Genomic DNA, 22,557 nt, shown 5'->3' with positions numbered 1-22,557 from the left:
CCAGACCTCTCACACGAACTTCTCGGTGGCGAGGAACTCGACCAGCTTGACGCCGCCCTCGCCCTCGTCGGTGATCTTCGCCCCACCGGAACGCGGCGGGCGCTTGGTGTGCTCCAGCACGGCGCTGGTCGCGCCGTCGAAGCCCACCTCGGTCGGGGCGACGCCGAGGTCACCCAGGGAGAGCGTCTGCACCGGCTTCTTCTTGGCCGCCATGATGCCCTTGAAGGACGGGTAGCGCGGCTCGTTGATGGTGTCCCAGACGGAGACCACGGCCGGGGTCGAGGCGGTGACCACCTCGTAGCCCTCCTCGGTCTGCCGCTCGACGGTCAGCGTGGCGCCGTCGACGGTGAGCTTGCGCGCGCCGGTGAGGGCGGCGACGCCCAGCCGCTCGGCGATCATGTGCGGCATGACCTGGACCCGGCCGTCGGTCGACTCGGCGCCGCAGATCACCAGGTCCGCGTTGAGCTGGCCGAGCGCGGCGGCGAGCACCTTCGAGGTGGCCACGGCGCAGGACCCGTGCAGGGCGTCGTCGACGACGTGCACGGCCTTGTCCGGACCCATGGAGAGCGCCTTGCGGATCGACTCGGTCGCCCGGTCCGGACCCATGGTCAGGATGGTGACCTCGCCGCCGTGCGCCTCCTTGATCTTCAACGCCTCTTCGATGGCGTACTCGTCCATCTCGTTGATGACGTTGTTCGCCGAACCGCGGTCGACGGTGTTGTCGTCAGTACGCAGGTTGCGGTCCGCGCCCGAATCGGGCACCTGCTTGACGAGTACGACGATGTTCATCGCGCTTCGACGACCCTCCTGTTTGGTGTTGCGATTGCTCGCCCGGTCTCGGGCGCAGCCTCCCGCGTGACTTAACGCTCGGTCAACCGCGGACTGCTGTGCAGTTGCCCACGGCGCAATGTTACCCGCAAGTAGCATCGCCTCCCCGGGGCCTCAGAGTGACACAGCTCACCGGTGCCCGCAGCGCCGGATTCCGCTCCGGGAATCCGGCTCAGGCCGGCTCGGCCAGCGCTCCCCTGATCCGCTCGATCACCGCGGCCTCGGCCGGCGCCACCCCCTGGTGCGCCTGGGCCACCCGGTCCGCGGCGGTCAGCACCACGTCCCGGTACGCCGCGACGTCACCCGGCGACTTCTCCCGCAGGATGTCGACGGCCCGACCCAGCGCCGGCAGCACCACCGACTCCACCTCCAGCGCGGAGTCCCGGGGCAACCTGGGCAGCGGGCCGACGGTGAGCGCCTCCTTGACCAGCCCACTGGCGCCGCCCAGCGCCCCGGACGCGGCGAAGCTCTCCCGGATCATGGCGAACATCCCGGGGTCGGCGTTGGAGACCAGGAACACGGCCCCGAAGGCGCCGATCTTCAAGGTCAGCTGCTCGTCCTCCGTCAACTGCTGCATGATCACGGAGTGTAGACGTACGGGGTCGTTGTGGTGACCGGGACGAAGCCGAGCCGCTCCAGGATCGGCCGACTGTTCTCCGAGGCGTCCACCTGCAGCAGCGTCGTCCCCCGCTGGTCGGCCAGCCGCGCCCGGTACGTCACGAGCGCCCGGTAGATGCCCCGGTGCCGCCACCGTTCCAGGGTCGAGCCGCCCCAGAGCCCGGCGAAGCCGGTGTTGGCCACGTACCGGATCCAGCCGGCGCTGACCACCTCACCGTCGACCTCGGCCACCACCACCGTGATCGACTGCGGATCGGCGGCGATCTCCTTCTCCAGCCCGGTCACCAGGTGGCTGCGGTCGGACCGCCAGACCTCCTCCTCCATGGCCGCGATCCGCTCCAGGTCCTCCCGGCTGGTCACCTCGCGCAGACGTACCCCCTCGGGCAGCACCGGCACGGCGCCGGCCAGCGGTGCGACCGGCCCGAGCAGCACGGTCTCCCGGTCCTCCGGCACGAAACCGGCCGCGACGAGCCGCTCGGCGAGGTCGGCCGGCTCGTCATGGGCGGCGAGCTTCCACTCCACCGACATGCCGAGCTGCCGGAAGTACTCGACCTGGCGGGCGATCAGCGCGTCCAGCTCGGCGCCGGCCAGCCCGTCCAGGGTCCGGTAGGTGAGGAAGCCGCCCTGGTCGAGGCCGACGACCCGGAACAGCGGGCCGTCCCGCTCGACGGTCACCCCGGCCGGCACCGGGTCCGGGATCTCCGGACGGAGCTGGGTGTCGTAGGCGTCCCGCAGCGTGCGCGCATCAAGATCGGTCATCCGTCCAGGCTAGGCCGGGCACAAAGCGGATAATCGTCCCGTGTGGCAGGCGATCAGGCGGTGGTTCGACCCGTCGGAACTCCGGTCCGTGGGCACCGCCCCGGACTACCGCTTCTCCCTGGCCAACGAGCGGACCTTCCTGGCCTGGCTGCGTACCGGCCTGGCGCTGATCGCCGGCGGTCTCGCGGCCGCCCAGTTCCTGCCGCCGCTGCCGCTGCGCCACCTACGGGAGGCGATCGCCGTTGCGCTGCTGCTGCTCGGCGGCACGGTCGCGGTCCGGGCCGTGGACCACTGGGCCCGTACCGAGCGGGCCATCCGGCTCGGCGACGAACTGCCCGCCTCCCGCTTTCCCGCCGTCCTCGCCCTGCTGGTGGCGCTGGGCGCGCTGCTGCTGGTGGTCGCGGTGCTGGTCTGGGCGGTCGGCCGGTGACCGGCGACCCGGGGCTGCAATCCGAGCGCACCCGGCTGGCCTGGCGACGGACCGCGCTGGCGCTGACCGTGGTGACCGTGCTCGCGCTCCGGCGCGCCCTCACCGGCGACCCGGTCGGCGCGCTGCTCGCCGCGGCCGTGCTGGCCCTCTGGGTGGGGGCGCTCGTGGTGTGCTGGGAGCGGGCCGCCGGGCGTGGCCCGCTACGGGCCGGTTCCCGCGCCCTGCCGCTGGTCGCGCTCGCCACCGCCGGGCTGGCGTCGCTCGCCGTGCCGCTGGTGTTGCGCGGGGTGTGGTGACGGGCGGCGGTGCGCCATGATTGACCCATGGCCCGCCTGTACGTCCTGCTCTTCCTCGTCCAGATCGTTCTCGCGGTCTGCGCCCTGATCAGCTGTCTCTCCACCGCCGACGGCGCGGCCCGCGGGCTGCCCCGGCTGCTGTGGGTGCTGGTCATCCTCTTCTTCCCGCTCGTCGGTTCGATCGCGTGGTTCCTCGCCGGCCGCCCGGCCGCGCCGGCCCGCCCCGGTGTGGCGGGCGACGACCCGGCCCCGCGTGGCCGGCCGCGCCCCCTCGCTCCGGACGACGACCCGGAGTTCCTCGACTCGCTCGGCGAGCGGTCCCGCCGCCAGGACGAGGAGATGTTCCGCCGCTGGGAGGAGGACCTGCGGCGGCGGGAGGGCGACCTGCGGCGCCGCGAGGGCGACCCGCCGCGCGAGGAGGACCGTCCCGAGGTCTGACCGACCTGCGGCGGGACGGCAGAATCATCGGCGTGCGGATCAGCCTGCTCGGGCCGCTGGAGGTCCACGCCGACACCGGGAGCACCGCCGAGGTCGGCGGGGCCCGGCTGCGCCGGCTGCTGATCCTGCTGGCGCTGGAACCCGGCCGGTGGGTCCCGGTGCCCCGGCTGGTCGACCGGCTCTGGGGCGACCAGCCGCCGGCGGGCGCGGCGAACGCCCTCCAGGCACTGGTGTCACGGCTGCGTCGGGCCGTACCGGGGCTGCCGGTCGAGGCGGGCCCGGGCGGCTACCGGCTCGCCGTCGGGCGGGACGCGGTGGACCTGCACCGGTTCGAGACGATGACGGCGGCCGGCCGGGCGCTGCTCCCGGACGACCCGGCCCGAGCCGCCGACCGGCTGGCCGAGGCGCTGGCCCTGTGGCGCGGCCCCGCGCTCGCCGACGTCGCCGACGACGACTTCGCCCGCGGGCCGGTCGCCCGGCTGGGCGAGCTGCGCCTGGCCGCCACCGAGGATTTGATCGAGGCCCGGCTCGCCGTCGAGGACCCGAGCGTCCTCGTGCCCGAGCTGTGCGAGCTGGTGGCCGCCCATCCGCTCCGGGAACGGCTGACCGGGCAGCTGATGCGGGCGCTGCACGCCGCCGGCCGCTCCGCCGAGGCGCTGGCCGGGTACGAGCGGCTGCGGTCCGCGCTGGCCGGGACGCTCGGCACCGATCCCGGCCCGGAACTTGCCGCGCTGCACCTCACGGTGCTCCGCGGCGAGCACCCCGCCGGCCACCACCCCGACCGCCCCGCCCCGCCGCGCGCGGCGTCAGCCGACGCACCCCAGGCCGGGACCGCCCCCGTGGCCGGCACCGTCGCAACCGCGGGCGCAGCCACGCCCGCCAAGATCACCGCAGTCGCGGACAGCGGCGCAGCGGTCGGCGCAGCCGGCCAGCGGCGGCGGTCCACGCCCGATCCGGCCGGCCCGGCGCCGCTCGGGCGGGACAACCTCCCCGCGGGGCTGACCAGCTTCGTCGGCCGCGAGGACGCCCTCGACCAGGTCCGCGACCTGCTCGCCCGGACCCGGCTGGCCACCCTCACCGGCCCCGGCGGCGCGGGCAAGACCCGGTTGGCGGTGGAGTCCGGCCGGGGCCTCGTCGACCTGTTCCCCGACGGTGTCTGGCTGGTCGAACTCGCCCCGGTCACCGACCCGGCCGAGGTGGCGCAGACCGTGCTCGCCGCCCTCGGGCTCCGCGAGCAGGCCCTCTTCGCCCGGGCCCGGGTGCCGGCCGCCGGCGAGGTGACCGACCCGACGGCCCGGCTCGCCGGCGCCCTCGCCCACCGCACCGCGCTGCTGGTGCTGGACAACTGCGAACACCTCCTCGACGCCGCCGCCGGCCTGGTCGACCGGCTGCTGGCCACCTGCCCCGACCTGCGGGTGCTGGCCACCAGCCGGGAGCCGCTGGGCATCACCGGGGAAGCGATCCACCCGGTGGGCTCGCTCGCCCTGCCGCCCCCGGACGCCACGCCGCCGGTGGCGCTGGCGTACCCGGCGGTGCGGCTGCTCGCCGACCGGGCCGCCGCGGCCCGACCGGACTTCACCGTCGACGCCACCACGGTCGGTCCGGTGGTCCGGATCTGCCGGGCGCTGGACGGGATGCCGCTCGCCATCGAGCTGGCCGCGGCCCGTCTGCGCGCGATGACCGCCGGCCAGGTCGCCGCCCGGCTGGACGACCGGTTCCGGCTGCTCACCGGCGGCAGCCGCACCGCGCTGCCCCGGCACCAGACGCTGCGCGCGGTGGTCGACTGGAGCTGGGAGCTGCTCCCCGAGGGCGAGCGGGCGCTCTGGCGACGGATGTCGGTCTTCGCCGGCGGCGCCACCCTGGAGACCGTGGAGCGGGTCTGCGCCGGGACGGACCTCGCCCCGGCCGACGTCCTCGACCGGCTCTCCGCGCTGGTGGAGAAGTCCCTGGTGCTGACCGTCGGCGACGCGGAGCCGCGCTACCGGATGCTGGAGACCATCCGGGAGTACGGCCGGGACCGGCTGGTCGAGGCGGGCGAGGCCGACCCGGTCCGGCGGGCGCACACGGCCGAGTTCCTGTCGCTGGCCGAGCGGGCCGATCGCGAGCTGCGCGGCCGCGACCAGCTGCGCTGGCTCGGCCGGATCGCCGTCGAGCAGGACAACCTGCACGCGGCCCTGCGCTGGGCGGTCGGCAGCGGGGACGCCGCGACGGCCGTCCGCTTCACCGCCGCGCTCGGCTGGTACTGGTGGCTGCGCGGGCAGCGGGCCGAGGGCGCCGACCTGACCGAGGAGGTGCTCGCGCTCGCGGACGAGCAGGGGCTCCCGGCGACCCCGGCGCTCGCCGTCGCGTACGCGGTCGGGTCGATGAACGTGCTCAGCGCCCGGGCCGACCTGTCGCTGAGCCAGCGGTGGCTGCGTCGGGGCGCCGTTCTGGCCGCCGGGCTGGACGACGCGTCACCGTTCCTCCGGCTGGTCGGCCCGATGGCGGCGATGAGCGACGTGCGGGATCCGCGGGCCGGGTTCGAGGCGATCTCCGGGCTCTTCGCCGACCGGGATCCCTGGGTCGGCGGGGCGGCCCGGCTGATGCACGCGCACATGGAACTCAACACCGGCGGCCCGCCCGCATCCGCCCGGGCGCGGTTCGTCGAGGCCCTGGAACTGTTCGGCTCCGTGGGTGAGCGCTGGGGCCTGTCCACCACCCGCTTCTCCCTCGCCGACCTGATCACCCGGGACGGTGACCACCGGGGCGCGGTGGCCCACCTGCAACGGGCGGTGGACGACGTACGCGACCTCGGCGCGGCCGAGGACCTGCCGCAGATGCAGGCCCGGCTGGCGCACGAGTACTGGCTGCTCGGCGAGCGGGACGACGCCCTGGCGCTGCTGGCCGAGGCGCAGCGGGAAGCCGAGCGGGTGGGTGCAGACGAGGCGCTGGCCGGGGTGGCGGCGACGTACTGCGAGGTGCTGCGGGACCGGGAGGACTGGGCGGGTGCGGCGTGGTGGGCCGGGCGGGCCGAGTGGCTGACCGGGGCCCGCCACGTCGTCCCGCAGTGGCGCGCCATGATCGCCACCGGGCTCGGTCACGTGGCCGTCGGGCAGGGTGACCTGCCAGCCGGGCGGGCGTACCTGGACCGCGCCCTCGACCTGGCCGTCGAGTCGATGGACGCGCCGGTGGTGGCGATCGTGGTGATCGGGTACGCGGACTACGCGCTCCGGGCCGGTCGACCGGGCGCGGCGGCCCGGCTGCTGGGCGGCGCCGACGGCATCCGGGGCGGCGACGACCGCAGTGCCCTCGACGCGCTCCGGGTGGCCCGGGCCGCCCGCGCGACGCTCGGCGAAGCGGAGTTCGCCGAGGCGTACGCGGGCGGCCGGGACGCCCGGCTGGGCAGCGCCCGGGAGCTGGTGCGAATCACACTCGACGCTTGAGCCCACGGACCGCGAGCGGGGCGAAGACCGCCGCGATGCCGGCCGCCCAGAGCAGCGACTGGGCCACCGGCCCGGCGACCGGGCCGCCGACCAGCAGGCCGCGCAGCGCGTCGGCCAGGATGGTGACCGGGTTGACCTCGACCCAGCGCTGGAGCCAGGACGGCATGGTCTCGGTGGGTACGAACGCGTTGCTGGTGAAGGTCAGCGGGAAGATCACCATGAAGCCGAAGATCTGCACCTTGTCCGGCTCGCTGACCAGCACCCCGACCAGCACCGAGATCCAGGCGACGGCGAGCGAGAAGGCCAGCAGCAGGGCGAACGCCCCGAGCAGCCCGACCACGCCGTTGCCCAGCCGGAAGCCGAGCAGCGCGCCGACCCCGATCAGCAGCCCCACCGACCAGGCCTGCTTGACCGTGTCGGCGACGATTCGGCCGGCCAGCGGCGACCACCGGGCGATGGGCAGCGCCCGCAGCCGGTCGAAGACGCCCTTCGTCAGGTCGTTGTTGAGCCCGAACCCGGTGGTCATGGTGGCGAAGAAGGCGTTCTGCACGATGATGCCGGGCAGCGCGAACTTCAGGTAGTCGCCGGGGCTGCCCGAGATCGCCCCACCGAAGACGTACGTGAAGAGCAGCACGAACATCACCGGCTGGATGCTCAGGTCGAGCAGCTCCATCGGGTTGTGCTTGATCTGCACCAGGCTGCGCCAGGCCAGCGTCATGGTGTGTCGCAGCCCGGCGGTGAGGCCGAGCCGGCGGGCCGGGGCCAGCCGCGGGGCGGCGGCGGTGACGGCGGTCATGCCGGGGTCCTTTCCAGAGCGTCGTCGGCCGGGGCGTCCTGCTCGGCCCGATGGCCGGTCAGGGAGAGGAAGACCTCGTCGAGGCTGGAGCCGCGCAGCGCCAGCTCGGCCACCGCGACCTCGGCGTCGTCGAGGCGGCGCACCACGGCGGGCAGCACCCCGGGGTCGTTCACCGGCACGGTCACGGTGGTCTGGGCGACCTCCGGGGTCACCCCGGCCACCTCGCGGGTGACGGCCACCACGGTGGGCAGGTCGGTCGCGTCCACCGGCCGGACGGTGAGCACCTGCCCGCCGGTCTTGGCCTTCAGCTCCTCCGGGGTGCCCTGGGCGATGACCCGGCCGTGATCGACCACCGCGATCTCGCCGGCGAGCTGGTCGGCCTCCTCGAGGTACTGCGTGGTGAGCAGCACGGTCACCCCGTCGGCGACCAGCCGGCGGACGATGTCCCACAGCTCGTTGCGGCTGCGCGGGTCCAGGCCGGTGGTGGGTTCGTCGAGGAAGAGCACCTGCGGCCGACCGACCAGGCTGGCGGCCAGGTCGAGGCGGCGCCGCATGCCGCCGGAGTAGGTCTTGGCGGCCCGGCTCGCGGCGTCGGTGAGCTGGAAGTCGGCCAGCAGTTGCGCCGCACGGGCCCGGGCCTCGGCCCGGCCCATGCCGAGCAGCCGGCCGATGAGCAGCAAGTTCTCGGTGCCGGTGAGGGTCTCGTCGACCGACGCGTACTGACCGGTGAGGCCGATCAGCTGGCGCACCCGGTGCGCGTCGCGCCGCACGTCGTAGCCGCCGACGGTGGCGTGCCCCTCGTCGGCGGCGAGCAGGGTGGCGAGCACCCGCACCGCGGTCGTCTTGCCGGCGCCGTTGGGGCCGAGCAACCCGAAGACCGTCCCGGTGGGGACCTCCAGGTCGACTCCGGCCAGGGCGGTGGTGGCGCCGAAGCGGCGCACCAAACCCTCGGCGCGGATCGCGTACGTCATCCGAACTCCCGTCGTTGTCGCTGGTCACCTCACGATGAACAACGGGTCTGACGGTACGGTGACGTCCGCTGACATTCCGCTGATTTAGCTGCTGACAGAACGCGACCGCCGTGCCGGTCACCCGGCGGCGGCGGTCGCGGCGCCGGTCAGGCCAGGTTCGACGAGCGGGGGTACGCGTCGGCCGGATCGGTCAGCACGTTCACCAGGTACGGCACCCCGGCGTCGAACGCCCGGGCCAGGGCCGGGCCGAGGTCGGCGGCCTTGGCCACCGTCTCGCCGGCGCCGCCGAGCGCCTCGACGACCTTGTCGTAGCGCAGCTCGGGCTGGAGGTTGGCGGCGACGTCGTAGCCGTACATGGCGTGCATCGGGTGCTTCTCCAGCCCCCAGATGCCGTTGTTGCCGACCACGATCACCACCGGCAGCTTCTGCCGGACCAGGGACTCCACGTCCATCAGCGAGAAGCCGGCGGCACCGTCGCCCATCAGCACGCAGATCTGCCGGTCGGGGTGGGTGACCCGGGCCCCCATCGCGTAGCCCATCCCGGTGCCGAGGCAGCCGTACGGGCCGGGGTCGAGCCACGTGCCGGGCTGCGCCGGCTCGAGGTAGCGCCCGGCGTACGAGACGAAGTCGCCGCCGTCGCCGATGGTGATCGCGTCGGTGGCGAGGACCTTGCGCAGTTCGCCGTAGACCCGGGCCGGTCGGATCGGGTCGGTCTCGGCGGCCATCTCCTTCGCGTCGCGGGCCTTCGCGGCGTCCTCGGCCGTGCGCAGCTGGGCGATCCAGTCGGTGTGGTCGGTCCGGTCGCCGGGATGGTCGGCCAGCGCGGAGAGAATCAGCCGCAGGTCGCCGGCGGGGCTGGCGGCGGTCCGCACGTGCGAGGCCCGCTGGGTCGGGGCGTCCACGATGTGCACCACGGTCGCCTCGCCGAAGTCGCCGAAGCCGAGCCGGAAGTCCAGCGGGGTGCCGACCACCACGACCACGTCGGCGCCGGAGAGGGCGGGCCGGCGGGCCTTCGCGAAGGCGAGCGGGTGCTGCGGGGGCAGCGCGCCGCGGCCCATGCCGTTGGTGAAGACCGGCACCTGGAGGGCCTCGGCGGCCTCGCGGAGCGCGGCGACGGCGTCACCGGCGTACACATCCGAGCCGGCGATGATCACGGGCCGTTCGGCGGCGGCGATCAGCCGGGCCGCCCGGGCCACCTCGTCCGGGTCGGGCTCGACCGGGTCGACGGTGGCCGGCGCGGGCAGCTCGGCGTCGCCGACGGAGAAGACCGCTTCGAGCGGGAAGTCGAGGAAGGCCGGGCCGCGGTGCGGGGTGAGCGCGGCGGCCAGGGCGGCGGTGACGGCGCGCGGGATGTCGTCGGCGCTGAAGACCGTCTCGGCGTGCTTGGTGACCGGGGCGACCAGCGGCAGGTGGTCCATCTCCTGGAGGCTGCCGGAGCCCCAGCGGAACTGCGGGGCCCGCCCGCCCAGCACCAGCACCGGGGAGGCGTTGAAGAACGCGCTGGTCAGGCCCGAGATGCCGTTGGTGACGCCCGGGCCGGCGGTGAGCACGGCGAGACCGGGGCGGCGCTGAAGCTTGGCCACCGCCTCGGCGGCGAAGACCGCGGACTGCTCGTGCCGCACGTCGTAGATCGGGAAGCCGGCCTTGTGCGCCGCGTCGTAGAGCGGGAAGACGTGCCCGCCGGAGAGAGTGAACATCTCCCGTACGCCGTGGGCGCGCAGGGCGGCCAGCGCCAACTCTCCGCCGTGACCCTCGACCCGCTGCGTCATCGCCGCTCCCCTCGTCCCATGACCGAATGTCACACGCTACTGGCCGGTACCGACGATGTGAACCGTTCTCGGGTCGGCGGCGCGGCGGGCGCCGCCGACCCGGCCCGGCTCAGCGCCCGGTGAAGTCGGGCTTGCGCTTCTCGACGAAGGCGGCCATGCCCTCGCGCCGGTCGTCGGTGGCGAAGAGCGCCGCGAAGAGCTGGCTCTCCCAGGCCAGGCCGGAGTTCAGGTCCATGTCCAGGCCGCCGTCGACGGCGAGCTTGGCTGCCCGCAGCGCCTGCACCGGCCCGGTCAGGAACGGCGTCACCAGGGCCACCGCGGCCTCGTAGACCTCGGCGGCCGGGACCACCCGGTCGGCCAGGCCGATCCGCAGCGCCTCCTGCGCGTCGACCATCCGGCCGGACATGATCAGATCCTTGGCGCGGGCCGGGCCGACCAGGCGGGCCAGCCGCTGGGTGCCGCCGGCGCCGGGGATGATGCCCAGCCGGATCTCCGGCTGGCCGAGCTTGGCGTCCTCGGCCACCACCCGCCAGTCGCAGGCCAGCGCCAGCTCGCAGCCGCCACCGAGGGCGTACCCGGTGATTGCGGCGACCACCGGCTTGGGGATCCGGGCGATCGCGCCGAGCGCGCTGGAGAGGTCGGCCGCCCGCTCCGACATGTCCACGTAGGACATGTCGGCCATCTCCTTGATGTCCGCGCCGGCGGCGAAGACCTTCTCCCCGCCGTACACGATGACGGCGCGGACGCCCGGGTCGGCGGTCGCGGCCGCGGCGGCGGCGCGCAACTCCTCCTGCACCTGGGTGTTGAGGGCGTTCATCGGTGGCCGCTCCAGCCGGATGGTGCCGATGCCGTCCTTGGATTCCAGCCGCACGAACTCGCTCACGCTGCCCTCACTTCCTCGTCGAAGTCGCGTGCCAACCTTACGGCCCGGTCGTTGGGGTACGTAGTCTGGTGTCAGCCCCGATCCCGGGAGTCCAGCCATGATCACGTACTACGACGACAGGTCCGTGCGGATCGACTCCACCGCGATCCGGGTCGACGGGCGGGCCTACCCGCTCGCGGAGATCGGCATGGTCTGGCACCGGCGGGGCGACCGCTCCTGGCGGGTCCTCGCCGGCCGGGGCGCGATCGGCGTGGCGCTGGCCGGGCCCCTGGTCGCCGCGCTGCTCGGCGTGGCGCTCGCCGTCTGGCTGCACCGTTCCCTCACGGTCACGGTCGCCATCGTCGGCGCCTCGGTGCTGGTCGGACTGGCCGTCGGCCCGCTCGCCGACTTCCTCTTCGAGCACCTCGACCGGTCGTACGTGCGGGGCAGCCGGCAGTGGGAGATGTGGGCCCGCTGGCGCGGGCACCCCGTGCTGCTGCTGCGGACCGGGGACGCGCTGCGCTTCGGCAAGATCTACCGGGCGGTGCAGCGGGCGATGGAGAACGCCGGCCCGGCCCCGCGCCCGGCTCAGAACCGGATCGGCCCGTCGGGGAGCAGCCCGAGCCCGCGCAGCAGGCCGTAGAGATCCTGCTCGCCCCAGAACTGGACGATCCGGCCGCCGGCCAGCCGGTACATCTTGCAGCCGCTCTGCACCGCGGTCGCCCCGGTCGCGTCCCGCCGGTAGGTCTGGGCGAAGGAGACGACCACCCGGTCGTCGGCCGCGTACAGCTCGACGATCTCCTGGTCGAGCACCGTCAGCCCCGGCGACAGCACGGCGCCCTCGACGAAGCTCCGGCCGCGCACCGCCGTGCCCGAGCCGTAGATCTCCACGTCCTCGGCGACCACCTCGGCCAACTCGTCGAGATCCTTGGTGACGAAGGTCCGCAGGTAGCGGCGGACCGTCTCGACGTTGCGCTCCCGCTCACCGTCCCCCATGCGCCCCGACGCTACGCCGTCCCCCCGCCGCGGCGCCGCCGCCGCCGCGGCGCCCGTTCCCCACGGCCCCGGCCTTCCCCCCGCGCCAGGCCAAGCCGTGCGCCAGGCCGAGCCGTGCGGCCGGCGGGCGGGCCGGCGGGCGGCGGGCGGGCCGGCGGGCGGCGGGCGGGCCGGCGGGCGGCGGGCGGGCCGGCGGGCGGCGGGCGAAGGCGTCCCATCGGACGCTACGAACTTGATGACGTAGGCGAATCACCTGAGACGTGGGCGGGTGTGCCGTGGTGGGGCGTGGCCGGACAGGTCGGCCATCCAGGAGCGGGTGCTCGTCGCGAGCGCCGCAGGCGGCGTGATTCGTTCACGTCATCAAGTTTGTAGCGTCCGGATGGGCCGGTTCGGGGTCACCGAGCGCGGGGCCGGGGCGGAACCGGGGAGGGGACGGCAGTTGCCCGCGGGTGGTTAGGCTTAGTGATGACCCTCTATTACCGGGACGACCGCGTCCAGGTGACCTCCGAGTCGATCCTCGCCGGCGGGCGGTCGGTCCGGATCTCCGACGTGACGTACGTCTGGCACGCCAAGGGGGCCACCAGCCTGGCCGTGCGGGGTCGGGTCCTGGGTCGGGGCGTGCTGGTCCTGCTGCTCTCGCTGCCCCCGCTGGTCGCACTGGTCTGCGTGGTGTCGCTGGCCTGGTCGGCGCAGGACCGCGGCAACTGGAAGCTGGCCCTGGTCATCCTGGCCGCCTGCGCGGTCGGCGCGCTGGCCCTGACCCCGTTCCTGGAGCTGCCGTTGAGCTGGCTGGACCGCTCCTACGAACGCGGCAACCGGGTGCACGAGCTGTGGGTGCAGCACCACGGGCAGGAGGAGATGCTGGTGCGCACCCCCGACGCGCTACGGTTCGGGCAGATCTACCGGGCCGTGCAGCGCGCCGTCGAACAGCAGGGAGAGCATCGATGAGCACCCGTCGCGGCGAGGCGGCCGCGCTGGCCGGCCTGCTGGCCACCGCCGGCCTCACCCACTTCGCCAGGCCCCGCTCCTACGACCGGATCGTGCCCCGCGCGCTGCCCGGACCGGCCCGCTTCTGGACGTACGCCAGCGGGGTCGCCGAGCTGGCGGTGGCGGCCGCGGTCGCCCATCCGGCCACCCGCCGGCACGGTGGGCTGGCCGCCGCCGCGCTCTTCGCCGCGGTGCTGCCGGCCAACGTGCAGATGGCGGCGGACTGGCGGGACAAGGGGCCGGCCCGGCGGGCCGTCGCGTACGGCCGGCTGCCGCTGCAGGCGCCGCTGATCTGGTGGGGGCTGCGGGTCGCGCGTACCCGGTCATAACACCCCGGTTATTGCGAAAGCGGGTGGTGGGCAGCGCCGCCCTGAAGTGCTCTCCTCGATGGACAGTGACATTCATCGACCTGGGGAGGCTGTCATGTGGAAAAGACCCGCCGTCGCCGTCGCGGCGGCCCTCGTCCTGCTGCTGCCCGGCACCGCCGCCACCGCCGCACCGCCGCAGGCCGCCGCACCGCCGCAGGCCGCCGCGCCGGTGCCGGCCGCCGCCGATCCCTCGGCACCCGGCGGGTACGCCGCCGGCTATGTCGACACCACGGTCAGCGCGGCCGGCCGCTCGTTCTCGGCCCGGATCTACTACCCGGCCCCCGCCGCGGGCAGCGGTCAACCGGTCGCCGCCGGGCGCTTCCCGGTGATCGCCTTCGGCCACGGCTTCCTCCAGGGCGTGTCGAAGTACTACGGAACCCTCGGCCACCTGGCCTCCTGGGGCTTCATCGTGCTCGCCCCCACCTCCCAGGGCGGGTTCTCCCCCGACCACGGCGCCTTCGCCGACGACCTGAACGCCGCGCTGACCTGGACCGTCGCCCAGGACACCACGACCGGCTCCCGGTTCGCCGGGCACGTCCGCGCCGACCGGCTCGGCCTCTCCGGTCACTCGATGGGCGGCGGCGCGAGCGTCCTCGCCGCGGCCCGCAACCCGAAGGTCGTCGCGGTGGCCAACCTCGCCGCAGCGGAGACCAACCCGTCGGCGAAGGCGGCCGCCGCGACGCTGACCGTCCCGGTCCGGCTGGTGGCCGGGGACCGCGACACCATCGCCGGGGTCGCCGACCACCAGCGCCCCATCTACGAGGCGAAGCCGCCCACCAAGCAGCTGCGGATCATCAAGGGCGGCTTCCACTGTGGCTTCATGGACAGCTCGTCCTTCTTCTGCGACAGCGGCGGCATCACCCGGGCCATCCAGCTGCCGATCGCCCGGCGGCTGCTCACCGAGTGGTTCCTGCGCTATCTCGCCGACGACGCCGGCTACGACGACGCGGTGTGGGGTGCTCCGGCGCAGAACGACCCGCAGGTCAGCTTCGAGGGCGTCCGCTGAGCTGCCCGGTCGGGGGCGGCGACCCCGCCCCCGACCGGCCGGTCAGCCCAGCGGCAGGGTGGTGGCGACCGGCCAGGCCAGCAGGGCCGCGCCGACCAGGGCGGGCAGCCAGGCCGGCGCACCGGCGCGGCGCAGCACCGCCGCCCAGGCGGCCTGCCAGCCGACGAGCACCGCGAAGAGCGGCACCACCAGCAGCACGAAGCCGGGCGCCAGCCCGACCACGGCGGCGACGGTGAGGGCGAGCACGGCGATCCCGTTGACCGCCGCGTACCGCCAACTCCGGCCGGCGGTGACCTGCTCGGCGCCGAGCAGGAGGGCCAGGCAGCCGGCGGCGACCAGCGGCAGCAGCCACCACCGGGCACCGACCGGGAACGCGGACGTCAGTCCCAAATGGATCGGCACGGCGACGGCGATCAGCGCGTACCCGGTCAGCACGACCGCCATCACCACGTCGCGTACCGGGGCGCGGAACCCGCTCGCCACCGGGGCCGCGAGCCGCGCGGCGGGTACGGCCGGGGCGACGGGGTCGACCGGGGGAGGGCCCGGCCACCACCGGGCGGCGGCGGCCAGGAGCAGGCCGATGAGGAGGAGGAACCCGGTGACGTACCCGCCGACGGCGAGCGGCAGCCGGCTGGTCGGCAGCGCCCCGGCGACGAGCGCCGCGATCCCCGCTGCCGCCAGCGCCAGCAGCAGCGGACGCCAGGCCGCGGCCGGTGCTTCTGCGCGCGCTCCGCGCCACGCGTCTCGGCGCCGGCCATAAATAAGGCGGACCAGCGGGACGAAGCCGAGCCCGAAGCCGAGCAGTAGCAGCCCTGCGGCGGCCAGCCGGGCGGTCGGCTCCGGGGGCGGCCCGTCCACCCGGCCGGGCAGCGAACCGGCGACCACCTCGTGGGTCTGCCCGGCGAAGAGCACCGAGATGTGCTCGGTGAACGGGACCACCGTCATGCCCCGCTCCCACTGCGGGGCGCGTCGCAACGCCTCCTTGGCCGCTTGGTGGAAGCTGGGGAACTCGGCCCCGCCGACCACCAGCACCAGCGACCGGGGGCGCCCGTACGGCAGGTCAGCGGCGTCGGGCAGGGAGATCGCGACGGTTCGGGCGATCTCCGGGTGGTCGGCGGCGTACCGGGTGACGGCCCCCGCTCCCATCGAGTGGCCGACCAGGACGATCCGCGCCCGGTCGACGTCCGGCAGCCCGCGCAGGTGGGCGAGGGCGACGTCCAGGTCGTGGGTGAGGGTGGCCCGGGACGCGGTCGAGTCCCGGGCCGCGCCGGGCAGCCGGGCGGGGTTGGCGCCGTGCCCGGCGAAGTCGAGCAGCAGCGCCACGGCGCCGTGCCGGGCCACGGTGTCGGCGAGCGGGCGCATCAGCCGGGCCGAGCCGGCGAAGCCGTGCGCGATCACCACGCCTGGCCGTCGCCCGTCCGCGGGCCCGGCGCGTACCTCGGTCAGCGGCACTCCGGCGACCGTCACGTGCCGGGTGGTCAGTCCGGAGCCGGCCCGGACCAGGCCGTAGCCACCGAGAGCCAGGGCGAGCGCCGCGAGCACGGCGAGGGCCGCCACCGGGCGGACGGCCGGCGCGACGCCGAGGGGGCGGACCGACATGCCGGCACCCTACCGTCCTCAGGCGGGCGGCAGCGCTGACAGCCGGGTCAGTCGGTGGCGTCGCGCAGGCGGGCGATCTGGGTGCGACTCAGCTCGGTGGTACGACGCATGTGCCGGATCAGCAGCGCCAACTCGGCCTCGGTGTAGTCGGAGAAGAGTTCCGTCCAGCCGGTGCCGAGGCGGTCCCAGACGGCACCGAGCCGCCGTACGGCCTGAGGCACGGGACGGACCAGCACCCGCCTCCGGTCGGCGGTGTCCCGTTCCCGGGTCACGTACCCGGCGCGTTCCAACCGATCGGCGAGGCGGCTGGCCGAGCCGCTGGTCAGGCCGGTCAACTCAGCGATCCGGCCGGTGGTGAACGGCCCCGGCTCGATGGTGATCAGGCTGAGGCACTGGAGGTCGGTCGGGTGCATGTCGAGCGCGTCGGCGACAGCCTGATTGAACAGCACGTACGCGGCGAGGTAGCGCCGCGATTCCCCTTCCAGCTCCGCCAGCCGCTCGGTTCGGGTCATGCCGCCCCTCCAGAAAATAATCTGCGTCGCGCAGACGATTGAGTTACGTTCTCTGCGTGACGCAGATACCTTATCCCTCCACCATCGCCGTGACCGGCGCGACCGGCGCCCAGGGCGGGGCCACCGCCCGCGCCCTGCTCCAGGACGGTCACCAGGTCCTGGCGCTCACCCGCCGGCCCGACTCCGCCGCCGCCGTCGCGCTGCGGCGGCTCGGCGCGCAGGTGCGCTACGCCGACTTCACCGACGCCTCCTCACTCGACACCGCCCTCGCCGGCGCCACCGCCCTCTTCGCCGTCACCACACCCTTCGGCACCGACGTCGAGCAGGAGGTACGCGACGGCCGCGAACTGCTCGACGCCGCCGCCCGGGCCAGACTGCGGCACGTGGTCCTCACCTCGGCCGCCAACGCCGACCGAGATACCGGCATCCCGCACTTCGACAGCAAGCACCGCATCGAGCGGCACCTGGCGACCCTCGGCGTCCCGTGGACGGTCATCGCGCCCGCCGCCTTCATGGACCAGTACGCCGAGGAGTGGACGCTGCAGGGCCTGCGGGAGGGCGTCTACGGCCGGCCCATGCCCGCCGAGATCCCGCTCGCCCTGATCCCCACCGTCGACATCGGTGCCTTCGCCGCGCTGGTCCTCGCCCGGCCGCACGAGTTCGCCGGCCGGCGGATCGACATCGCCTCCGACCGGCGCTCCGGCCACGAGATCGCCGCCACCCTCGGTGCCGCTTGCGGCCGGGACCTGCGGTACGTGGAGTACCCGGCCGACCGGATCGAGGCGTATTCCCCCGACCTGGCGGCGATGTTCCGGTACTTCACCACCGTCGGCCTGGACGTCGACGTCGCCGGGCTCCGCCGGGACTACCCCGGGGTCGGCTGGCACACCCTGCCCGAGTGGGTCGACGGCAGGTCCTGGGTTCTCGGCGACAACCCCACTCCGGCCGGGACGCCCGCGCACCGGACGTGACCGCCACCCCGCCGCCCGGCGGCAGTGGCCGGCCCGACGCACACTGGTCACATGGCCATTCCGCTCCCCCGCCCGACCGCCGTCGTCGGTCTCACCCGCTCCGCCCTCGACCAGGCGTTCGGTTCCGCCGCCTCGTTCGCCGCCGTGCCGGCCCGCGCGTTCGCGGTGCTCGACGGGGTGGAGGCCCTGCTGGGCCGGATCAACGGCGTGGTGGACCGGATCGAGGCGACGCTGGACCGGACCGACCGGGTGCTCACCGACGCCGAGGGCGCGGTCCGCGAGGTCGCCGTGATCAGCGCGGCCGCGACCGGCGCAATCGAGACCGCCACCGAGGTCGCCGCCGCCGCGGCCGTGGTGGTCGCCGAGGCCGAGCGGGTCTCCGGGGCGGCGGCCGTGGTGGTGGGCGAGGCCGAGAAGGTGGCCCGGGCCGCCGGCGCGGTGGTCGCCGAGGCGGACGCGGTGGCCGGCCGGGCCGCCGGCACGATCGTGGTCGCGGAGGGCGCCGCCGGCGTCGCCAGCGAGCTGCTGGCGGCGTACGAGCCGGCGCTGCGCCGGGGCGCGCCGATGGCGGACCGGTTCGTGGCGGAGCTCAGCCAGGAGGAGGTCACCGCAGCCATCCGGCTGGTCGACGAGCTGCCGAAGCTCAAGCAGCACCTCACCGCCGACGTGCTGCCGATCCTGGCCACCCTGGACCGGGTCGGGCCCGACCTGCACGACCTGCTCGACGTCACCCGTGACCTGAAGCTCGCCGTCGCCGGCATCCCCGGCCTGGGCATGCTGCGCCGCCGGGGCGAGCGCCTGACCGACGAACCGGCGGAGTGACCGCCACCCCGACCGGTCAGCCGGCCGGCGGGGTGTAGAGCTCGTCGATCTCGGCCCGGCGGGGCAGCGCCACCGAGGCGCCGAGCCGGCGTACGCAGGCCGCACCGGCCGCCGCCGCCCAGTGCACCGCGTCGAGGACGTCCCGGCCCTCGCCCCAGGCCACCGCGAGCGCGGCGGTGAAGGCGTCACCGGCGGCCGTGGTGTCGACCACCTCGACCGGCACGGCCGGGACGTGGACATTGGCGCCGTCCCGGTCGACGTACCACGCGCCCTGCCCGCCGAGGGTGAGCACCGCCCGGGGGACCAGGTCCAGCAGCGCTCGTGGCTCGTCCCGGCCCCGGCCGGTCAGCGCCTGCGCCTCGGGTTCGTTGACCACCAGCAGGTCCACCGCGGCCAGCAGCTCGGCGGGCACCTGCCGGGCCGGCGCCGCGTTGAGGATCACCCGGGTACCCGCCTCGCGGGCGGTCACCGCCGCGGCGGTCACCGTCTCGACCGGGATCTCCAGCTGCGCGACCAGCACGTCCGCCTCGCGTACGGCGTGCAGCTCGCCGTCGGTGAGGCCGGTGAAGGCGGCGTTGGCGCCGGGGGTGACCAGGATGACGTTCTCCCCGACGGTGTTGACCATGACCAGCGCGACCCCGGAGGCGCCGTAGACCACCCGGAGCTGGCCGGTGTCCACCCCCGCAGCGGTGATCCGGGCGCGCAGGGTGACGCCGAACGCGTCGGAGCCGATCGCGCCGAGGAAGGCGCAGGAGGCGCCGGCCCGGACCGCGGCGACGGCCTGGTTGGCGCCCTTGCCGCCGGGGACCATGACGAACTCGCTGCCGAGCACCGTCTCACCCGGTCGGGGCAGGGTCGGACCGGTCGCGACCAGGTCCATGTTCGCGCTGCCCACCACGACCACCCGGGTCTGCCGCACCACGACCTCCTGCCGAGAAGCACCTGGCGGCGATTCGGGGACCTCGCCGTGGTCCGTGACCCGCGTCAGGCGGCGCGGGCGGTGTACCGCTCGCCGTGCCGCTCGACCACCAGCGGCAGGCCGAAGGTCGTGGAGAGGTTGTCGCCGGTGAGCGTGTCACCCAGCAGCCCCTGCGCGACGACCCCACCGTCGCGCAGCAGCAGCGCGTGGGTGAAGCCGGGCGGGATCTCCTCGACGTGGTGGGTGACCAGGACCATCGCCGAGGCGTCCGGGTCGTACGCCAGCTCGGCCAGCCGGGCCACCAGGTCCTCGCGGCCACCGAGGTCGAGCCCGGCGGCCGGCTCGTCGAGCAGCAGCAGCTCCGGGTCGGTCATCAGGGCGCGGGCGATCTGGACCCGCTTGCGCTCGCCCTCGGACAGGGTGCCGTACGTCCGCTCGGCGAGGTGCCCCATGCCGAGCTGCCCGAGCAGGGTCCGGGCCCTCGTCTCGTCGCTGCGGTCGTAGCTCTCCCGCCAGCGGCCGACCACGGACCAGGCGGCGGTGACGACGACGTCGCTGACCTTCTCCTCGGCCGGGACCCGCTCGGCCAGGGCGGCGGTGGAGAGGCCGATCCGCATCCGCAGCTCGTTGACGTCGGTGCGGCCGATCCGCTCGCCGAGCACGTGCGCGACGCCGGTGGTCGGGTGCAGTCGGCCGGCCGCCAGGTTGAGCAGGGTCGTCTTGCCCGCCCCGTTGGGCCCGAGCACGACCCAGCGCTCGTCGAGCTCGACGCGCCAGTCCAGGTCGTGCAGGAGCGCGGTGCCGGAGCGTCGTACGCCGACGCCGTCCAGGCTGACCACCAGATCCGCGTCCACGGGCGAGGGGGCGGCGGCGCGCGGGACGCCCGGGATCAGGTCACCAGTCACCGTGCCATCCAATCACGCGGGCCGCGCGGTGCCCCCCACGGGCGGCGGCCCCGCCTTAGGGTGAGGCCCCGTGTCATTGGTCACCACACCCGGAGGACGTATGCGCGACCGTAGTCGGCGGGGCCGCGGATGAGCGCGGTCATCGAGATCGAGGGGCTGCGCAAGGTCTTCCGTACCCTGCGGCGCGGGCCCCGGGTGGCGGTGGACGGCTTCGACATGGTGGTCGAGGCCGGTCAGGTGCACGGGTTCCTCGGTCCGAACGGCTCCGGCAAGACCACCACGCTGCGCGCCCTGCTCGGGCTGGTCAACGCCGACGCGGGTCGGATGAGCGTGCTCGGCGAGCCGGCCCCGGAGCAGCTGGGCCGGGTGGCCGGCCGGGTCGGCGCGATCGTGGAGAGCCCGCAGTTCTTCGGCAACTTCACCGGGCACAAGACGCTGCGGCTGCTCGCGGTGGCCGGCGGGGTGCCCGTCAGCCGGGTCGACGAGGTGCTGGACCAGGTCGGGTTGCACGATCGCGGCAACGACCGGGTCAAGGGTTACTCGCTGGGCATGAAGCAGCGGCTGGCGGTGGCGTCGGCGCTGCTCAAGAACCCGGAGCTGCTGATCCTGGACGAGCCGGCGAACGGCCTGGACCCGGCCGGCATCCGGGAGATGCGCGACCTGATGCGCTCGCTGGCCGAGGCCGGGGTGACGGTGCTGGTCTCCAGCCACATCCTGGCCGAGATCCAGCTGATCTGCGACCACGTGACGATCATCTCGCGGGGCCGTCGGGTGGCGGCCGGCCGGGTGGACGACGTGCTGGCGGGCTACGACCAGCACGAGTGGCAGATCCGGGTGGCCGAGCCGGCGCGGGCCGGCGAGCTGCTGCGGGCGGCCGGCCTGGCGGTCGCCGAGCGCGATGGTCTGCTGGTGGTCGGCGGCGCGGACGAGCCGGAGCTGATCAGCCGCACGCTGGGCGAGCAGGGGCTGTGGCTGCGCGAGCTGACCCCGATCCGGCCGGACCTGGAGAGCGTCTTCCTGGAACTGACCGGCGCCGCGCCGCATCCGACACTGCCGAGGCAGCCGGGCGGTCCCGTGCTGCCCGGGGAGGGACCCGACGAGCCGATGATCGACCTCGACGTGCCGACCGCCCGGGGGGTGGACGCGTGAACCTGATCCGCGCCGAGTTGGAGCGGCTGGCCGCCCGCCGCTTCGTCCAGCTCATGGTGGTGCTGTTGGCGCTGGCCTTCGCCGTGACCACGGCGACCACGCTGGCCGGTTCGCACCAACCGACGCCGGGCGAGCTGGCCTCCGCCCGGTCGCAGGCCGCCGAGACGATCCGCGGCATGGAGGCGGACCACGAGCGCTGCCTGAGGATCAAGAGCGGGGAGATCCCGGTCGGCGAGGACACCGGCTACCTGCCGGCGGACTGCAGCGAACTGGACCCGGCGCTGCGGGATCGGCTGCCGGTGACCGCCGACTACCTCATCAACGTCTTCGTCTTCGCCCAGCAGGCCCGGGGGCTGCTCTACTTCCTGATCGCGTTCCTGGCGCTGTTCGGATTCCTGGTCGGTGCCTCCTACATCGGCGCCGACCTGAACTCCGGCGGGGTGGTCAACCTGCTGCTGTGGCGGCCGCGCCGGCTCGCCGTGCTCGGCGCGAAGCTGGGCACGCTGCTCGGCGTGGTGGCGCTGCTGTCGGTGGTGGCGACGGCGGTCTACCTCGCCACGTTCTGGACGATCGCGCAGACGGCCGGCCTGCCGGGCCGGCTGGACGGGGAGTTCTGGCAGTCGCTCGGGGCGATCTGGGGCCGGGGCTTGGTGGTGGTGCTGCTCGCCGCCGCGGGTGGCTTCGCGGTCGCCACGCTGGGCCGGCACACCTCGGCGGCGCTCGGGGTGGTGGCCGCGTACACGGTGCTCTGGGAGCTGGGCGCGCGGCTGGTGATGGAGATCGTCGGCACCCCCCGCCCGGAGCAGTTGCTGCTCTCCAGCTACCTGATGGTGTGGCTGAGGGGTCGGATGATGTTCTGGGACGACTCGGCGAACTGCGGCGACGGCACCCCGTTCTGCGCCGGCGGCAGCTACGCCATCACGGCGGGGCCGGCGCTGCTGGTGCTGCTGGCGCTGACCGGCGCGGTCACCGCCGCCGCGTTCGCCGTGTTCCGCCGGCGCGACCTGGTCTGACAGTGCCGTGCCGGGGAGCCGGCCACCCGCCCGGGTGCGACAAGATCTTGCCGCGCCCGGGCGGGTAGTGAAGAATTCCTTCACATGGCGGACGGCGGAGCAACGGCACTCCGCGCCGGCC

General features: G+C 74.7%; 24 protein-coding genes. 12 read left to right on the top strand and 12 right to left on the bottom strand.

Going from position 1 to position 22,557, the window contains the following annotated elements:
• Positions 1-9: 9 nt before the first annotated feature.
• From AC5RWQ_RS19480 to AC5RWQ_RS19470, 3 genes are all read right to left on the bottom strand, one after another.
• A complete protein-coding gene (locus tag AC5RWQ_RS19480) occupies positions 10-789 on the bottom strand; it encodes an electron transfer flavoprotein subunit beta/FixA family protein (protein ID WP_334483096.1) in 780 nt (259 codons plus the stop codon).
• Positions 790-1,000: 211 nt separating this feature from the next.
• On the bottom strand, positions 1,001-1,405 hold the full coding sequence (locus AC5RWQ_RS19475) for a hypothetical protein (RefSeq protein ID WP_494284128.1): 405 nt from the start codon (positions 1,403-1,405) through the stop codon (positions 1,001-1,003).
• Positions 1,406-1,407: 2 nt separating this feature from the next.
• A complete protein-coding gene (locus AC5RWQ_RS19470) occupies positions 1,408-2,205 on the bottom strand; it encodes a GNAT family N-acetyltransferase (protein WP_494284127.1) in 798 nt (265 codons plus the stop codon).
• A 40-nt stretch (positions 2,206-2,245) separates the two neighbouring features.
• On the opposite strand from AC5RWQ_RS19470, the gene AC5RWQ_RS19465 reads away from it, so the two are divergent.
• From AC5RWQ_RS19465 to AC5RWQ_RS19450, 4 genes are read left to right on the top strand one after another with little or no spacing between them, the layout of a single operon-like run.
• Positions 2,246-2,635 carry a YidH family protein gene (locus tag AC5RWQ_RS19465; RefSeq protein ID WP_494284126.1) on the top strand — a complete coding sequence of 130 codons (390 nt, stop codon included), beginning with the start codon at positions 2,246-2,248 and terminating at the stop codon, positions 2,633-2,635.
• Positions 2,632-2,931: a DUF202 domain-containing protein gene (locus AC5RWQ_RS19460; RefSeq protein ID WP_494284125.1), complete on the top strand. Its 300-nt coding sequence runs from the start codon at positions 2,632-2,634 to the stop codon at positions 2,929-2,931. The genes AC5RWQ_RS19465 and AC5RWQ_RS19460 overlap by 4 nt, the downstream gene beginning before the upstream one ends.
• 27 nt (positions 2,932-2,958) lie before the next feature.
• Entirely contained in the window at positions 2,959-3,369 is a 411-nt protein-coding gene (locus tag AC5RWQ_RS19455) for a PLD nuclease N-terminal domain-containing protein (RefSeq protein WP_494284124.1), read from the top strand.
• 32 nt (positions 3,370-3,401) lie between these two features.
• Entirely contained in the window at positions 3,402-6,791 is a 3,390-nt protein-coding gene (locus AC5RWQ_RS19450) for an AfsR/SARP family transcriptional regulator (protein ID WP_494284123.1), read from the top strand.
• Here the strand turns inward: AC5RWQ_RS19450 and AC5RWQ_RS19445 are convergent.
• From AC5RWQ_RS19445 to AC5RWQ_RS19430, 4 genes are all read right to left on the bottom strand, one after another.
• Positions 6,775-7,587, bottom strand: coding sequence for an ABC transporter permease (locus AC5RWQ_RS19445; protein WP_494284122.1), 813 nt, complete (start codon positions 7,585-7,587; stop codon positions 6,775-6,777). The genes AC5RWQ_RS19450 and AC5RWQ_RS19445 overlap by 17 nt on opposite strands.
• Positions 7,584-8,558, bottom strand: coding sequence for an ATP-binding cassette domain-containing protein (locus AC5RWQ_RS19440; RefSeq protein ID WP_494284121.1), 975 nt, complete (start codon positions 8,556-8,558; stop codon positions 7,584-7,586). The genes AC5RWQ_RS19445 and AC5RWQ_RS19440 overlap by 4 nt, the downstream gene beginning before the upstream one ends.
• A 146-nt stretch (positions 8,559-8,704) precedes the next feature.
• The gene (locus tag AC5RWQ_RS19435; protein ID WP_494284120.1) at positions 8,705-10,327 is read right to left on the bottom strand and encodes an acetolactate synthase; all 1,623 of its coding nucleotides are present in this window, start codon (positions 10,325-10,327) and stop codon (positions 8,705-8,707) included.
• Between the two features lie 109 nt (positions 10,328-10,436).
• Entirely contained in the window at positions 10,437-11,210 is a 774-nt protein-coding gene (locus tag AC5RWQ_RS19430) for an enoyl-CoA hydratase-related protein (RefSeq protein ID WP_334483123.1), read from the bottom strand.
• 97 nt (positions 11,211-11,307) lie between these two features.
• Here AC5RWQ_RS19430 and AC5RWQ_RS19425 point away from each other — a divergent pair, with 97 nt between their 5' ends.
• Entirely contained in the window at positions 11,308-11,832 is a 525-nt protein-coding gene (locus tag AC5RWQ_RS19425) for a DUF6232 family protein (RefSeq protein ID WP_494284119.1), read from the top strand.
• On the opposite strand, the gene AC5RWQ_RS19420 is transcribed toward AC5RWQ_RS19425, so the two are convergent.
• Positions 11,778-12,185, bottom strand: coding sequence for a nuclear transport factor 2 family protein (locus AC5RWQ_RS19420; RefSeq protein WP_494284118.1), 408 nt, complete (start codon positions 12,183-12,185; stop codon positions 11,778-11,780). The genes AC5RWQ_RS19425 and AC5RWQ_RS19420 overlap by 55 nt on opposite strands.
• A gap of 465 nt (positions 12,186-12,650) precedes the next feature.
• Between AC5RWQ_RS19420 and AC5RWQ_RS19415 the strand changes: the two genes are divergently transcribed.
• From AC5RWQ_RS19415 to AC5RWQ_RS19405, 3 genes are all read left to right on the top strand, one after another.
• Complete coding sequence (locus AC5RWQ_RS19415; RefSeq protein WP_494284117.1) at positions 12,651-13,133, top strand: DUF6232 family protein; 483 nt, start codon at positions 12,651-12,653, stop codon at positions 13,131-13,133.
• Positions 13,130-13,501 carry a DoxX-related protein gene (locus AC5RWQ_RS19410; RefSeq protein ID WP_494284116.1) on the top strand — a complete coding sequence of 124 codons (372 nt, stop codon included), beginning with the start codon at positions 13,130-13,132 and terminating at the stop codon, positions 13,499-13,501. The genes AC5RWQ_RS19415 and AC5RWQ_RS19410 overlap by 4 nt, the downstream gene beginning before the upstream one ends.
• Before the next feature lie 94 nt (positions 13,502-13,595).
• Positions 13,596-14,546 (top strand): alpha/beta hydrolase family protein, encoded by a 951-nt coding sequence (locus AC5RWQ_RS19405; RefSeq protein WP_494284115.1) that lies wholly within the window; start codon positions 13,596-13,598, stop codon positions 14,544-14,546.
• Between the two features lie 42 nt (positions 14,547-14,588).
• Here the strand turns inward: AC5RWQ_RS19405 and AC5RWQ_RS19400 are convergent, their stop codons facing one another.
• Entirely contained in the window at positions 14,589-16,145 is a 1,557-nt protein-coding gene (locus AC5RWQ_RS19400) for a dienelactone hydrolase family protein (RefSeq protein WP_494284114.1), read from the bottom strand.
• Between the two features lie 47 nt (positions 16,146-16,192).
• Entirely contained in the window at positions 16,193-16,657 is a 465-nt protein-coding gene (locus tag AC5RWQ_RS19395) for a MarR family winged helix-turn-helix transcriptional regulator (protein WP_494284113.1), read from the bottom strand.
• Positions 16,658-16,713: 56 nt separating this feature from the next.
• Here AC5RWQ_RS19395 and AC5RWQ_RS19390 point away from each other — a divergent pair, with 56 nt between their 5' ends.
• On the top strand, positions 16,714-17,628 hold the full coding sequence (locus AC5RWQ_RS19390; protein ID WP_494284112.1) for an NmrA/HSCARG family protein: 915 nt from the start codon (positions 16,714-16,716) through the stop codon (positions 17,626-17,628).
• Positions 17,629-17,679: 51 nt separating this feature from the next.
• Positions 17,680-18,450 (top strand): hypothetical protein, encoded by a 771-nt coding sequence (locus AC5RWQ_RS19385; protein ID WP_494284111.1) that lies wholly within the window; start codon positions 17,680-17,682, stop codon positions 18,448-18,450.
• A 16-nt stretch (positions 18,451-18,466) separates the two neighbouring features.
• On the opposite strand, the gene AC5RWQ_RS19380 is transcribed toward AC5RWQ_RS19385, so the two are convergent.
• Entirely contained in the window at positions 18,467-19,369 is a 903-nt protein-coding gene (locus tag AC5RWQ_RS19380; protein WP_494284110.1) for a ribokinase, read from the bottom strand.
• Between the two features lie 65 nt (positions 19,370-19,434).
• Positions 19,435-20,274, bottom strand: coding sequence for an ABC transporter ATP-binding protein (locus tag AC5RWQ_RS19375; RefSeq protein ID WP_494284109.1), 840 nt, complete (start codon positions 20,272-20,274; stop codon positions 19,435-19,437).
• 129 nt (positions 20,275-20,403) lie between these two features.
• Between AC5RWQ_RS19375 and AC5RWQ_RS19370 the strand changes: the two genes are divergently transcribed.
• Entirely contained in the window at positions 20,404-21,423 is a 1,020-nt protein-coding gene (locus AC5RWQ_RS19370) for an ABC transporter ATP-binding protein (RefSeq protein ID WP_494284108.1), read from the top strand.
• Complete coding sequence (locus AC5RWQ_RS19365; RefSeq protein WP_494284107.1) at positions 21,420-22,436, top strand: ABC transporter permease subunit; 1,017 nt, start codon at positions 21,420-21,422, stop codon at positions 22,434-22,436. The genes AC5RWQ_RS19370 and AC5RWQ_RS19365 overlap by 4 nt, the downstream gene beginning before the upstream one ends.
• Positions 22,437-22,557 lie beyond the last annotated feature (121 nt).

The sequence above is a fragment of the Micromonospora sp. BS32 genome, assembly GCF_059089345.1.
Note: the sequence above shows the minus strand (reverse complement) of the source record. Positions and strands in the feature narration are given on the sequence as shown.

Bases quoted from the DNA above. Each gene is read 5' to 3' on its own strand.
- AC5RWQ_RS19480 (WP_334483096.1), bottom strand. From the start codon at position 789: ATGAACATCGTCGTACTCGTCAAGCAGGTGCCCGATTCGGGCGCGGAC.
- AC5RWQ_RS19475 (WP_494284128.1), bottom strand. From the start codon at position 1,405: ATGCAGCAGTTGACGGAGGACGAGCAGCTGACCTTGAAGATCGGCGCC.
- AC5RWQ_RS19470 (WP_494284127.1), bottom strand. From the start codon at position 2,205: ATGACCGATCTTGATGCGCGCACGCTGCGGGACGCCTACGACACCCAG.
- AC5RWQ_RS19455 (WP_494284124.1), top strand. From the start codon at position 2,959: ATGGCCCGCCTGTACGTCCTGCTCTTCCTCGTCCAGATCGTTCTCGCG.
- AC5RWQ_RS19445 (WP_494284122.1), bottom strand. From the start codon at position 7,587: ATGACCGCCGTCACCGCCGCCGCCCCGCGGCTGGCCCCGGCCCGCCGG.
- AC5RWQ_RS19440 (WP_494284121.1), bottom strand. From the start codon at position 8,558: ATGACGTACGCGATCCGCGCCGAGGGTTTGGTGCGCCGCTTCGGCGCC.
- AC5RWQ_RS19435 (WP_494284120.1), bottom strand. From the start codon at position 10,327: ATGACGCAGCGGGTCGAGGGTCACGGCGGAGAGTTGGCGCTGGCCGCC.
- AC5RWQ_RS19425 (WP_494284119.1), top strand. From the start codon at position 11,308: ATGATCACGTACTACGACGACAGGTCCGTGCGGATCGACTCCACCGCG.
- AC5RWQ_RS19420 (WP_494284118.1), bottom strand. From the start codon at position 12,185: ATGGGGGACGGTGAGCGGGAGCGCAACGTCGAGACGGTCCGCCGCTAC.
- AC5RWQ_RS19415 (WP_494284117.1), top strand. From the start codon at position 12,651: ATGACCCTCTATTACCGGGACGACCGCGTCCAGGTGACCTCCGAGTCG.
- AC5RWQ_RS19410 (WP_494284116.1), top strand. From the start codon at position 13,130: ATGAGCACCCGTCGCGGCGAGGCGGCCGCGCTGGCCGGCCTGCTGGCC.
- AC5RWQ_RS19405 (WP_494284115.1), top strand. From the start codon at position 13,596: ATGTGGAAAAGACCCGCCGTCGCCGTCGCGGCGGCCCTCGTCCTGCTG.
- AC5RWQ_RS19400 (WP_494284114.1), bottom strand. From the start codon at position 16,145: ATGTCGGTCCGCCCCCTCGGCGTCGCGCCGGCCGTCCGCCCGGTGGCG.
- AC5RWQ_RS19395 (WP_494284113.1), bottom strand. From the start codon at position 16,657: ATGACCCGAACCGAGCGGCTGGCGGAGCTGGAAGGGGAATCGCGGCGC.
- AC5RWQ_RS19385 (WP_494284111.1), top strand. From the start codon at position 17,680: ATGGCCATTCCGCTCCCCCGCCCGACCGCCGTCGTCGGTCTCACCCGC.
- AC5RWQ_RS19370 (WP_494284108.1), top strand. From the start codon at position 20,404: ATGAGCGCGGTCATCGAGATCGAGGGGCTGCGCAAGGTCTTCCGTACC.